At 57.8% G+C, this 12,137-nt stretch carries 16 protein-coding genes; 14 read left to right on the top strand and 2 right to left on the bottom strand.

Annotated features, from left to right (window positions below; genetic code table 11):
* The first annotated feature begins 56 nt into the window (after positions 1-56).
* The 4 genes from TU74_RS08255 to TU74_RS08270 are packed head-to-tail and all read left to right on the top strand — an operon-like array spanning position 57 to position 2,960.
* A complete protein-coding gene (locus tag TU74_RS08255) occupies positions 57-785 on the top strand; it encodes a hypothetical protein (RefSeq protein ID WP_048375938.1) in 729 nt (242 codons plus the stop codon).
* A 12-nt stretch (positions 786-797) separates the two neighbouring features.
* Positions 798-1,760 carry a major capsid protein gene (locus TU74_RS08260; RefSeq protein ID WP_047293897.1) on the top strand — a complete coding sequence of 321 codons (963 nt, stop codon included), beginning with the start codon at positions 798-800 and terminating at the stop codon, positions 1,758-1,760.
* A gap of 46 nt (positions 1,761-1,806) precedes the next feature.
* Entirely contained in the window at positions 1,807-2,397 is a 591-nt protein-coding gene (locus TU74_RS08265) for a hypothetical protein (RefSeq protein WP_048376027.1), read from the top strand.
* Positions 2,398-2,456: 59 nt separating this feature from the next.
* A complete protein-coding gene (locus TU74_RS08270) occupies positions 2,457-2,960 on the top strand; it encodes a DnaT-like ssDNA-binding protein (protein ID WP_048375941.1) in 504 nt (167 codons plus the stop codon).
* Here the strand turns inward: TU74_RS08270 and TU74_RS08275 are convergent, their stop codons facing one another.
* Positions 2,961-3,263, bottom strand: a complete 303-nt coding sequence (locus TU74_RS08275; RefSeq protein WP_048375943.1) for a hypothetical protein — start codon at positions 3,261-3,263, stop codon at positions 2,961-2,963.
* A 23-nt stretch (positions 3,264-3,286) separates the two neighbouring features.
* Here TU74_RS08275 and TU74_RS08280 point away from each other — a divergent pair, with 23 nt between their 5' ends.
* Complete coding sequence (locus tag TU74_RS08280; RefSeq protein ID WP_048375944.1) at positions 3,287-3,655, top strand: hypothetical protein; 369 nt, start codon at positions 3,287-3,289, stop codon at positions 3,653-3,655.
* Positions 3,652-4,248, top strand: a complete 597-nt coding sequence (locus TU74_RS08285) for a hypothetical protein (protein WP_048375945.1) — start codon at positions 3,652-3,654, stop codon at positions 4,246-4,248. The genes TU74_RS08280 and TU74_RS08285 overlap by 4 nt, the downstream gene beginning before the upstream one ends.
* Positions 4,249-4,257: 9 nt before the next feature.
* Here the strand turns inward: TU74_RS08285 and TU74_RS23100 are convergent, their stop codons facing one another.
* Positions 4,258-4,797, bottom strand: coding sequence for an NUMOD4 domain-containing protein (locus tag TU74_RS23100; RefSeq protein ID WP_053069982.1), 540 nt, complete (start codon positions 4,795-4,797; stop codon positions 4,258-4,260).
* A 110-nt stretch (positions 4,798-4,907) separates the two neighbouring features.
* Here TU74_RS23100 and TU74_RS08295 point away from each other — a divergent pair, with 110 nt between their 5' ends.
* The 8 genes from TU74_RS08295 (at position 4,908) to TU74_RS08325 (ending at position 12,055) form a co-directional block, all read left to right on the top strand.
* Complete coding sequence (locus tag TU74_RS08295) at positions 4,908-5,324, top strand: phage tail terminator-like protein (protein WP_048375946.1); 417 nt, start codon at positions 4,908-4,910, stop codon at positions 5,322-5,324.
* A 69-nt stretch (positions 5,325-5,393) separates the two neighbouring features.
* Positions 5,394-6,041 carry a phage tail protein gene (locus tag TU74_RS08300; RefSeq protein ID WP_048375947.1) on the top strand — a complete coding sequence of 216 codons (648 nt, stop codon included), beginning with the start codon at positions 5,394-5,396 and terminating at the stop codon, positions 6,039-6,041.
* A 9-nt stretch (positions 6,042-6,050) separates the two neighbouring features.
* Positions 6,051-6,440 (top strand): phage tail assembly chaperone, encoded by a 390-nt coding sequence (locus TU74_RS08305; RefSeq protein WP_048375948.1) that lies wholly within the window; start codon positions 6,051-6,053, stop codon positions 6,438-6,440.
* 62 nt (positions 6,441-6,502) lie between these two features.
* A complete protein-coding gene (locus tag TU74_RS23370) occupies positions 6,503-6,757 on the top strand; it encodes a DUF1799 domain-containing protein (RefSeq protein ID WP_371304172.1) in 255 nt (84 codons plus the stop codon).
* A 4-nt stretch (positions 6,758-6,761) separates the two neighbouring features.
* A complete protein-coding gene (locus TU74_RS08310; protein WP_048375951.1) occupies positions 6,762-10,184 on the top strand; it encodes a phage tail tape measure protein in 3,423 nt (1,140 codons plus the stop codon).
* 3 nt (positions 10,185-10,187) lie between these two features.
* Entirely contained in the window at positions 10,188-10,523 is a 336-nt protein-coding gene (locus tag TU74_RS08315; RefSeq protein ID WP_047280221.1) for a phage tail protein, read from the top strand.
* Between the two features lie 12 nt (positions 10,524-10,535).
* Positions 10,536-11,288 (top strand): phage minor tail protein L, encoded by a 753-nt coding sequence (locus TU74_RS08320; protein ID WP_048375952.1) that lies wholly within the window; start codon positions 10,536-10,538, stop codon positions 11,286-11,288.
* Positions 11,289-11,290: 2 nt separating this feature from the next.
* Entirely contained in the window at positions 11,291-12,055 is a 765-nt protein-coding gene (locus TU74_RS08325) for a C40 family peptidase (RefSeq protein ID WP_048375953.1), read from the top strand.
* The last annotated feature ends 82 nt before the right edge of the window (positions 12,056-12,137 follow it).

Consider the following 12,137-nt stretch of genomic DNA (forward strand, 5'->3'; position numbering starts at 1 on the left):
GGGCGGTTTTTTATTGCCTGCAAAGCGGGCAAACCAAACCCAAGGGGTGCATCAACGTGGCAGAAGAAAACGAAATCGACCTGGAAAACCCGGCAATCAAGGCCGCTATCGCGACTGCCGTTGAAGCATCCGTTTCTGGCTTGAAAACCAAGAACTCGGAACTGCTGGGCAAGCTGAAGGAAACCTCCGGCAAGCTGACCCAGTTCGAAACCCAGTTTGAGGGCATCGACATCGACGCCGTCAAAGGCCTGCTCAGCCGCGCCGGACAGGATGAAGAAACCAAGCTGCTGACCGAGGGCAAGGTTGACGAGGTGTTCAATAAGCGCACCGAGCGCTTGCGTGGTGAGCACGACAAGCAACTGAAGACGCTCGCCGGTCGCGCTGAGAAGGCTGAAGCCTTCGCCGCCAAGTTCCAGGGCAAAGTCCTGGGCGACTCGGTGCGTGGTGCAGCACTGAAGGCCGGCGCACTGCCGGAAGCCACCGACGACATCATCTTGCGCGCCAAAGGCGTGTTCTCTCTGAACGAAGAGGGCGAAGCGGTCGCTGTCGATGAGCATGGCCAGACCATCCTCGGCAAAGACGGCAAGACCCCTCTGACTCCGCTCGAATGGGCCGAGTCTCTGCGCGAAAGCGCACCCCACCTGTGGCCAAGGGCTTCAGGGACACATGCCCCGGGCGGGGGCGGCGGCCAGGCTGCATCCAAGCGCTCCGAAATGACCTCCGAGCAGAAGCGCGATTTCCAGCGCAAGCACGGCCAAACCGCATATCTCGCATTGCCCAAGTAAGGGGAAATACCCATGGCTACAACTGTCAACAGCGACCTGATCATCTACAACGATGAGGCGCAAACCGCATACCTGGAGCGCATCCAGGACAACTTGGATGTGTTTAACGCCTCGTCCAACGGCGCAATCGTCCTCGACAACGAACTGATCCAAGGCGACTTCCGCAAGCGTGCGTTCTACAAGCTCGGCGGCGGCCTGGAACACCGCGATGTCAACTCCGAGGGCAAGGTCACCGCCAAGAAAATCGGCGCTGGCGAAGCTGTAGGCGTCAAGGCTCCGTGGAAATACGGCCCGTACCAGACCACCGAAGAGGCTTTCAAGCGTCGCGGTCGTGCCGTAGATGAGTTCTCCCAGATCATCGGCGCCGACGTCGCTGACGCTACCATCGAAGGCTTCATTGAGTACGCCACCGGCGCGCTCAAGGCTGCCATCGGTTCCAACGCCGCAATGGTGGTGTCTGCCAACATCGAAACCGACGGCAAGAAGACGCTGACCCGTGGCATGCGCAAATTCGGTGACAAGTTCGGTCGCATCGCGCTGTGGGTCATGCACTCGTCGGCTTACTTCGACATCGTTGATGAAGCGATTGCGAACAAAGTCTACGAAGAAGCGGGCGTCGTTATCTACGGCGGCCTGCCTGGCACCCTGGGCAAGCCGGTGCTGGTGACCGACAAGGCGCCAGTGGATGCGATCTTCGGCCTGCTGCCGAATGCCGTGGTCATCACCGAATCACAGGCCCCGGGTTTCCGTTCGTACGACGTGAACGACGAGGAAAACCTGGCTATCGGTTACCGCGCTGAGGGTACCGTCAACATCGATGTGTTGGGTTACAGCTGGAAGGAAACCACCGGCGGCACCAACCCAACCCTGGCGGCCGTCGGCTCTGCTGCGAACTGGGTCAAGCACTCGGACAGCAATAAGGTCACCGCCGGCGTGATGATCAACCTCACCACCACGCCACCAGTCGGCGGCTGATAACCACCCCAGGAAGCGGCCAGCGATGGCCGCCACGGAGATTCCGATGGAACTCGTTTATACAAACCAGCTTGACGGCTTTGAGCCTGGCAAGCGTTACCGCGTCCCGGGCCTATTCCGCAGTATTGAGCGCGATGCAACGGCAGTGACCGTGGTAGGTGACTATCCCGAAATCGTCACGGCATACGAAGATGCTGGCGTCGATGTTGAGGTGGTTGCGTTGCCAGAGCCTGTTGTTGTCGGCACGCAGGCGGTGGCATCTGGAGAGCTGTCTCAGTTGCTTGCCGCTCTGCAAGACGAGAGTGGCGCAATGGTTCTGCTGGTCGACGGCCTGGAGGCTGGCGAAATCCACCGTCCAGAGTCTGGGGAACTGGCGTTACGCCTGTTTGATGTGCTGGGCACCATTCATGCTTCGGTTGGTGAGTTGACCACTGAACGTGACGGCCTGGCCTTGACTGTCGACGCGCTGCGCGCCGAGGTTGAAGCGCTGAAGAAGTCTGCTCTCACGCCGCCAGCTGATGAGGCCGGTGAAATCTCGGCGCTGAAAGCAAAGCTCGACGAAGCCAAGATTCAGTATCGGGGCAACGCCTCCAAAGAATCCCTGGAAAAGCTCGTCGCCGAGCTGACCAAGGAGTAATACTGCTGGCTGTCGGTCACCCGGCGGCCAATCTACAAACCATTCCAGCGAGTTGACGCATGACACTCATCATCGAGACCGGGCAAGGTCTTCCTGACGCCGAAAGCTATGCAAGCGCCGAGGACCTGGCCCTGTATGCCGTGAAGTTTGGCACGGTCATCCCTGCAGGTGTTGCCGAGCAGGAAGCGCTGCTGCGCCGGGCCGCCTTGGCGATGGATGGCATGACCTGGAGGGGACGCAAGATGAATAGCGAGCAGGCCTTGTCATGGCCGCGCCGGGAAGTGCTGCTGGATCACGAGATCAAGCCGAACAACTACCTGCCGGCCCGCATCCAGTACGGGCAGATGGCCCTGGCCGCTGAGATTCACCAGGACGACATTGACCCGGTGGAGAAGCGCAAGGGTGCAGTGCTGCTGGATCGCGTCGAGGGCGCGGTGACGCGACAGTACGCGGCGATTCCGTCGACCAGCAACCGGCTGATGCCGGCTGCTCCAAATCGTCCAAGCGTCACGCAGTTTGCCGACTATCTGCAGAAGCGAGGATTGTTTTCGGTAAGAGCCTGATCAGTAATCGAGCATTGCGCCAGTCATGTCATCACCAAAGTAATCCATCATCCCGTCACGCCCTTTCTCGATAGCGTTCGCGGCATCCGCCAAGTCTGAAAAGCTGAGTGGCGCGCAGAGTGGCACCACTCTAGATCCGGCTCTCTCCGCAATGAAGGGGTAGTCGGTAGCCGAAATAGCAGTGACTAAAGCCTTTCTAGCAGTGAATTTGTCCTCGATCGACGGGTTTTGCCCTGGCAAGGACGGTCGGGGTATGGCAGCTATACGGGCTTTGAGCTCGTCAGAAATTTTCTGGTAGTTCATCATTCTTCCTTGGGTTGTGATTTATGGAATTCTACGACGAAATGGCCGCGATGGCTCTGGAGATGATCACAGAGTTCGGCCAGCCCGTGACCATCAGCAAGACGGAGCCGGGTGAGTACGACCCAGAGACGGGCGGCGAAGCTCCGGGGGCAACTGTCGAACAGATCGCCCAGGGCATCCTGCTCGACTTCACCGGCCAAGAATTTCAAAACAACAGTCTCATCCGGCAGGGTGACAAGAAGCTCAAGATCGCTGCCCAGGGACTTGAGTGGGTGCCCGGCCTGCTCGACAAGGTGGTCGTCCAAGGGCGCACCTGGTCAATCGTTCCGCCACTGAAAGAGGTTAACCCCGCCGGCACGCCGATCCTGTATGAATTGCAGGTGCGGTCATGAGTAGGGCAGGCGCCGGCCAGTCGGGCAGTTTCGCTCTGAGCCTCGCTGCGTTTGCCGCCCAGGCTACCGAAGCCCTCGACGCAAGCCTGCGCGAGATCATCATCGAGGTGGGCAGCAGCCTGATTCGCATGTCTCCAGTGGGTAACCCGGAGATCTGGGCGCATAACGCTGTAGCGACCCAGTACAACAAGGCCGTCGACGACCACAACAGCGCGCTGCGTAGCGACTCGGCCAACCTCACAAAGGCGGGCAGGCTAAGGCCAGGGCGCAAGGTGCACGACGGCATGGACATCGTCGCACCGGAGGGCTACGTCGGCGGCAGGTTCCGCGGTAACTGGATGTTCAGCATCGGTACACCGAACAGCGCCACGACAGAAGAGGTCGACCCTACGGGCACCAAGTCAACGGCACGTATTACGGCCGGCGCCATTGAATTCAAGGCGGGCGACACCTGCTACATCACCAACAGTCTCGGTTATGCCATCCCGCTGGAGTTCGGCCATTCGACCCAGGCGCCCGGCGGTATGGTCCGGGTAACCGTAGCTCGCTTCCAGCAGATCGTGCTGGAGGCCATCAGGAACAACCAGGTATGAGTCTGTGCGTCATGCAAGGTTTGCCCAAGACCGGCCCGTGCTAATAGCAGCGATAGCGCGCTGGCTCATGCCAAACATTGCAGCAATCTGGCGCTGAGAAACGCCTTCTTGCATCAGGTTCCTAATTTCTCGAACTTGATTATCTGTGAGTTTGGCTGCGTGGCTTTCTTGGCACGTTTTGGGAACCAGAAGCCCTGTTGAGTGAGCATGTGCCGTATTTTCTTTGTGGGAGCACCATTCCAGATTTGCTGGCTGGTTATTTGTCTTGCACCCGTCTATGTGATTGACGCAAGGCAGTGCGGAGGGGTTAGCGATGAATGCTTCTGCGATCACTCGATGAGCGCTCACCGTTTTTCCCGCCATCAGGCAGCGTAGATATCCGGAATTGCTAATCCTGGGACTGAGTACCACGCCTGAAAATTTGCGCGCGACCTGCTTCCCGGAGCGAAAACGGCCCAATCCTACTCTGTCGATTGAGCGTATGCGGCCGAACGAAGACGCTTCATAGGCGTTGTTGTAGCCGGGAACAGGCTTCCATATCTCATTCATTTTGCTCTCCATCACAGAGGGTAATCACTAATGGAGTGCAGCAGGCCGGTGATTAGACGGCTTTTCGGGGGCGACCCTAGCTGCACAGAGCAATCATACAGGGCTTCCGAATGTCACACGCAATCATCGCTTCGATCTACGAGGCAAAGCTCATCGCCTGGAACGCTGCCAGGTCGGAGAAGCTGAAGATTGTTTTCGAGAACAAGGCCTACACGCCGGCGGCGGGTGAGACCTACCTTCGCGCGTTCACGATCCCGGGTGATACCGCGAGCAACACGCTCGGTGGCGATCACCGGCTCTACACCGGCGTGTTTCAGGTAAGCATCATTGCCCCGGCGGGCACTGGGAAGTTCGAAACCAATCCACTCGTTTCTGCGCTGACAAGCCTGTTTCCGCTCTATGCCAGAAATACGAAAGGTGAAGTCACTGTGATCACCATGTCGCCCGTTGATCCGGGCCCAGGTATCACGGGCGATTCCGTTTACACGGTACCTGTTTCGTTTTCATATCGCGCCGACACCAACTAATCCCGCCCATTGGGCAAACCCCGAACCCGCCTTGAGCGGGTTTTGTTATTTCTGAGAGAGGTAAAAACCATGGGCTACAAACTCCCCAACGGCGGAACATTCCAGCATGCCGCCACCTATGCCGCTGCTCTGGCGTTCACTGCAATCAGTAACGCGACTGAAGCCGTGGCCACGGTCGCAGACGCCGATCTGGAGGTGGGCGATATCGTGCTGGTTGAGTCCGGCTGGAGCACCCTCAATGGGCGCGTTGTACGTGTTAAGGCCGCAACAGCGGTGTCGATCACTCTTGAGGATATCGATACCTCGGACACGCAAAGCTTCCCCGCAGGCTCGGGCGGCGGAACCCTGAAGAAGATCGAAACGTGGGTGCAGATTCCGCAAGTCACTGACGTGGCGTTTTCCGGCGGCGAGCAGCAGTACACGGACGTGGTTTTTCTGGAAGACAAACAAGGTCGTCAAGTTCCAACCGACAAGTCGGCAGCGAGCATGGCATTGACCATTGCCGATGACCCGGGCAAGCCATTCGTGAAAGTACTGGAGGCCGCTGACGCAGGTCGTAAGGTGGAAGCTGCGCGCCTGAATCTACCCGGCAATGACACCATTTTCTACGGTGCCTATACCTCGTTTTCCAAGCAGCCAACGGTCTCGCGCAACAACGTCCTGACTCGCACCGTTAACCTGGCTTTGCAGGCCGAACCGACCCGCTATCTGGTGTAAGGAGCACTCATGGCCAAGTTCAAAATTCAGCAAAACCCCACGTTCAAGGTCACCGTTGAAATCCCTCGCGTTGGCGCTGAGCCCGACAAGGTACCTTTCGAGTTCAAGTATCGAGACCGCAAGGCCTTGGCTGCATTGTTCCTGTCGTGGCAGGAGGCGTTCAAAGCTGATGAGGTGCGCTTCAAGGAGATGGGCGCCGAGCTGACCATCGTTGCTCTGACGGAAGCCAATATCGAGCACCAAGTGAGTCAGGTCGAAGCCTTGGTTGTTGGCTGGGGCTATGACGTCAAACTCAGCCAAGAATCCATTCGGGCGCTGGTGGAAACGTCAGCGGGCGCTGGGGATGCAATCGTTAAAGCCTATCAGGGTGCATTCGAAGCGGCACGCTTGGGAAACTGATCGAGGTCGGTCGCGCGCTGTATGAACCTTCGGCGTCATCCGAGCAGCTCAGTCTGTTCGGTCTGACCTCGACAGACTACGACGACACCGTCGAAGTCTGGCCAGATAACTGGCAGGCATTCCGGCTTTTTGAAGCCCTGTCGACGCAGTGGCGCACCGGCGCGTGCGGGGCTACCGGCCTTGATTATTCGGCGATCTACGACACCGCCAGCCTCTCGGGCTTTACCAAAAAACACACAATTAAGCTCTTCCCTGACCTTCGGGTTTTGGAAGCCGAGGCCATGCTCGTCATGTCTGAGCAAATGAATAAAGGGTGACGGCATGAGTGGCGATATTGCGAGCCTTGGGATTGCCGTGCAGACCGGCGAAGTCACCAAGGCCAATAACGAGCTGGAAAAACTCGTTCAGGTTGGTGAAAAAGCTGAAAAGGCAGCAGCAGGGATCAGTGATGGTTTCGACAAGGCTTCGGCGGCGGCTTCTGGTTTGTCGGGCGCAGAAACCAAACTGGCTGAAACCACGGAGGATGCCAAGGTTCGCCTGCTTGCAATGGCCAAGGCCTCTCTGGACTCAAGCGAGTATCTGAAGAGCCTGGCTTCAAGCGTAAACACCAATACCGCCGCCATGGATGCGGCTCGAGCCACCACCACCGACTTTGCTGCACTCAACCGGCGACTTAAGGCGGATGCTGACGCTTTGGTTGGAACGGTAGACCAACAAGCGCAATCCACCCGCCAAGCAGCAGCGGCGACCGGAGTGCAGGCCGACGGTCTGGCCAAGCTTCTGGGGCAAATCAATCCTGCCGTTGCAGCGCTGGGGCGTCTTGATGAACAGCAGGCCAAGCTCGAGCAATACCGCAAGGCCGGGCTGATTGATGCAGAGACCTTCAAGGATTACTCGACGCGCATCGATTCGACGCGCAAGAGCCTTGGCGGGTTTGACGATGGGTTGTCGAAAACCGGCCTGAGTGCGAAGCAAACCGAGGCGGCACTGCGTCAATTACCAGCTCAGTTCACCGATATATTTACCAGCCTGGCAGGCGGGCAAAACCCGCTGATGGTGTTGATCCAACAGGGCGGGCAGATCAAGGACTCGTTTGGAGGCATTGATAACACCCTGACCGTGCTCAAGGAGAAGTTTCGGTCGCTGTTTTCAGGTGGCTCCGGCGCCGCTGATTTAGGGGCTTCTTTGGCCGGCATGGCAGTGAACTCACAAGATTTGGCTGAGAGTGCTGGCGAAGCTGGCGAGAGTCTTTCTGATCTGGCTGAAAGCTCGAACACAGCAGCGGAGGCCGCTGAGAACGCACAGAAAGCCGTAGGGGCGATCAGCCCAGCAATGAGTGGCGTGACGCTTGGTGCGGCAGGGATGGCGCTCGCCGTACTTGCCGCAGCGGCAGCGGTAGGCGTACTGATCTATGGCTATAGCCAGGGGAGCAAGGAGGCTGATGAGTACAACAAGGCACTGATCCTCACCGGTAACTATGCCGGAACCAGCGCCGGGCAATTGGCTGACTTGGCACTGCAGGTCAGCGCTACCAATGGCACGATCGGCGATGCGGCAGCCATACTGGCTAAGCTCGCAGGTAGTGGTGTGATTGCAAGTAGCAGCTTCAAGGAAATAGCTGATGCAGCTTCAGCAATGGAAGACGCTACTGGCAGGTCGGTAGATGCAACCATTGCCGAGTTCGTCAAAATCGCAAAGGACCCGGTGGCGGCAGCAAAAGAACTCAATGATCAATATCACTTCCTGACCGCCTCGGTTTACTCGCAAATTGTCGCGCTGAAGGAGCAGGGCGATACCACGGCAGCGACCGACCTTCTCACCAAAACCTACGCCGAAACGGTTCAAGATCGATCCAGGCAGATTACCGACAACCTCGGGACGATTGAACGGGCATGGAAAGGGATCAAGGATGCGGCTGCCGGCGCGCTGGATGCGACGTTAAATATCGGTCGGGTGCTGACCATGGAGCAGCAGGCGCAGGTCATTCGGGATCGCCTCGCAACCAATCAGGGTCGACGCGGGCGAGTAGCATCGCTTGGTATTGAGACCAGAGACATTGCTAATGATCAGCGTGAGCTGGCTTATCTCGAGCTTCAAATTGATGCGGAGAAATCCAAAAACAGCTATCTCGGCGAGCGAAACCGAATACAAAAAGAAGGTATAGATGCCGGGCAGCGGCTGAAGCAAATTAGTGATGCCAGCCTTACAAATGCAGAAAAGCGCGACAAACTCACCAAGGCTTATCTACGTGATGTAGAAGTGCTGAAGAAGGCCAATCCGGACGATCCTCTGGTCCAGGCAGAGTTTGTGGCTAAATCCCTTCAGAACATCAAAGACAAGTACAAAGACCCGAAAGTCCCAAAAGGAGCGGTCGGCGCCGTAGACCTGACGGAGTTCAACGCCTCTCAAAACGCTATCAAAACAATCCTCGCCGAGTACACCAACGCCCAAAAGGAGTTGGATGCACTGCAAAAGGCTGGCTTGGTTTCGCAGGAAGAGTACGGCTGGAAGCGCGCAGGCCTGATAGGCAATGAGAAAGACGAAATCACCGCGGCGTATGAGGCCGAGATAGCAGCGCTTGAGTCAGCCAAAACCAGAAAGACCACCTCTGCTGCGCAAGCGATCGAACTCGACAAAAAGATCGCCGATGCCCGCACTGACATGGTTAAAGCTCAGCAGGACGCGGACAGTAAGCTTAAAGTGCTGGAGATTGATCAAGAGGGGCGCCTTAAAAAGCAAACCTTGGCGATCAATAACTACACCGATGCGCTGAGTCGGCAGAATCAAGCGTTGCAGCAGGCGGGGCAGCGGGCCGCGCTCGGCGTTGGTCAGGGTGACCGTCAAAACGCCCTCAACGGTGAGCTGAATGGCATTGCTGACCAAGCCAACCAGCAGCGCCTAGATCTGGCCCGGGACAAAGCCGACGCCGCGCGCAACATGAGTGCGGACGAGTACAACCAGAAGCTCGCTGCCATCAATAAAAGCGAATCCGACCTTGCGCAGACCACGCTCAGCAATTATGAGCAGATGTCGGCCGCTCAAAGTGATTGGCGCAACGGGGCAACGGCCGCTTTCCAGAACTACATGGACAGTGCCCGGGATGTGGCAGGGCAAACAAAAAGCCTGTTCAGCAACGCGTTCAGCTCGATGGAAGATGCGGTCGTTAACTTCGCCATGACCGGGAAGCTTTCGTTTGCGGACTTCACCAAGTCAATTTTGGCGGACATGGCAAGGATTGCGACCCGGCAAGCGGCTTCAGGACTGTTGAGTAGTATTGCGGGGTCTGCTTTGGGCGCGTACTTCGGTGGCGGTTCAAATAGCGGCATAACGGGATTCAGCGAGAACTTGACGCCGGTAGCGAACGCCAAGGGCGGTGTTTACGATTCGCCAAGCCTTTCGAGCTTTAGCAATCAGGTGCATGACTCACCGCAAATGTTTGCGTTCGCGAAAGGGGCGGGCGTATTCGCCGAAGCCGGGCCTGAAGCAATCATGCCACTGACCCGCACAGCTAACGGCAAACTCGGCGTAATGGCTGTGGGCGGCGGGGGCGGCGGTACTTCCCTGAGCTTCAACATGCCCTTAATGGTGATGACCGACGAAGAGTCAGGCCGCCCGGATGGGGCTGAGCTCGATACCGAAGCTTTCCAGCGCAACATGCAAGACCGGATGCGCGTCGTGGCCAAGGAAGAAATCGCCAAGTCGTGGCGCCAAGGCGGGGTCAGCAGCCGAAACGTAAAAGGATGATTTATGGCAATCGAAACATTCACCTGGCAAACCGAAAAGGGCGAAGGCGAGATCAAACAGCGCGTGCGCACCAAGCAATTCGGCGACGGCTACGCGCAGACGACTACGGACGGGATCAACAACAAATCCCAGTCCTGGCCGTTTATGCACACCGGCCCCAAGGACCGAATCAAGGCCATTATGGCGTTTCTGGATCGGCACCAAGGGGCGAAAGCCTTCCTCTGGACACCGCCACTGGGCGAGCTGGGTCTTTACAAGTGCAACGGTTACAAGCCTTCACCCCGTGGCGGGCTGACCTACTCCCTGTCGGCCACCTTCGAGCAAGTGTTTCACCCCTAAGGTAATCCTCACATGGCATTAATCACGGACATCCAGAAACTGGAACCCGGCGGCGAAATTCGCTTGTTCGAAATCGACGGGACTGAATACGGCGCGGATTACCTGCGCTTTCATGGGCATGCCATTCCACATACCCCGGATGAATTGCTGGCCTATCAAGGCTCTGACGAAGATCTGCCTGCCAAGTCGATTTTCTGGCAGGGCAACGAATACGCTGCGTGGCCCGTGAACATTGAAGGAATTGGCTCTGACAGCGACGGCACAGCCACTCGGCCTACGTTCATAGCAGGCAACATCAACGGCCGGGTGACGGCGCTGTGCTTGGCTTTTGAAGACCTGCTCAAGTTCAAACTCACCGTACGCGAGACACTGGCGCAGTACCTGGATGCCGAGAACTTCCCCGAAGGCAATCCCACGGCCGACCCGACGCAAGAAGCACTGGAAATCTGGTTTATCGACCAGAAAACCGGTGAAGACGGCGAACAGGTGCAATGGGAACTGTCCTCGCCTGGCGAAATCGACAACCACGGCTTGCCCGGGCGCCAAATGACGACTTTCTGCCACTGGGCAATGACCGGCGGCTATCGTGGCCCGAACTGTGGCTACACCGGCAGGCAGATGTTCGATGATGAGGACGTCCCAACAGACGATCCCAGCAAGGACATCTGCAAAGGCTGCCTGTCGTCCTGCAAGTTACGCTTCGGCGAAAACGAAGAGCTTCCCCACGGCGGATTCCCCGCTGTGTCACTGATTGCCCGGAGCTGATCATGCGCAAACACATACTGAGCGCGATTGCTGCGCATGCAGCTGCCGAATACCCCAAAGAAAGCTGCGGCCTGCTGCTGGCAATTGGGCGCAAGCAGCAGTACTTCCCGTGCCGGAACATTGCCAGTGAGCCGAACGAAGAGTTTCGCCTTGATCCTGAGGACTACGCCGCCGCGGAAGACTTGGGCGAAGTGATTGGCATTGTTCACTCCCACCCGGACGCTACCAGCCGACCGTCACCGCGCGACCTGGCCATGTGCGAGGCGACGGGGCTGCCCTGGCACATCCTGAGCTGGCCCGAGGCGGATCTGCGCAGCATTACCCCGACCGGAAGCACGCCGTTGCTGAATAGGCCTTTCGTGCATGGTGTCTGGGACTGCTGGCAGGTGTGCGCTGACTGGTACAAGCGTGAGTGGGGGCTGGAGTTCGAAGCCTTCCAGCGCGCCGATGGCTGGTGGGAGAGTGCTGAGAACGCCAGCCTGTACGAGGCGAACTACGAGGCGGCCGGGTTCGTTCGCGTCGACCGGCCGCAGCGCGGTGACATGATTGTTATGCAGGTCGGGCGGACGGCTCACCCAAACCATGCCGGGATCTACCTCGGCACGGATCCGGTGCTGCCGGGTGAAGAGTCAGGCACGTTCGGCCCTGGCCCGTTCCTACTACACCACCTGTACGGCAGGCCTTCCGAGATCATCGTCTACGGGGGGCCATACTTAGACAGAACACGCTTGATCCTGAGGCACAAAACAGCATTCAACCCTGAATGATAATCCGAATAGATCCTTGCAAAAGGTTGCGAATACTTGTTTACGGTTGTAAATGGTTGGGCAAACGTTATAATTGGTTGAC

The sequence above is a fragment of the Pseudomonas lundensis genome, assembly GCF_001042985.1.
In the GTDB taxonomy this organism is placed as follows: Bacteria; Pseudomonadota; Gammaproteobacteria; order Pseudomonadales; family Pseudomonadaceae; genus Aquipseudomonas; species Aquipseudomonas lundensis.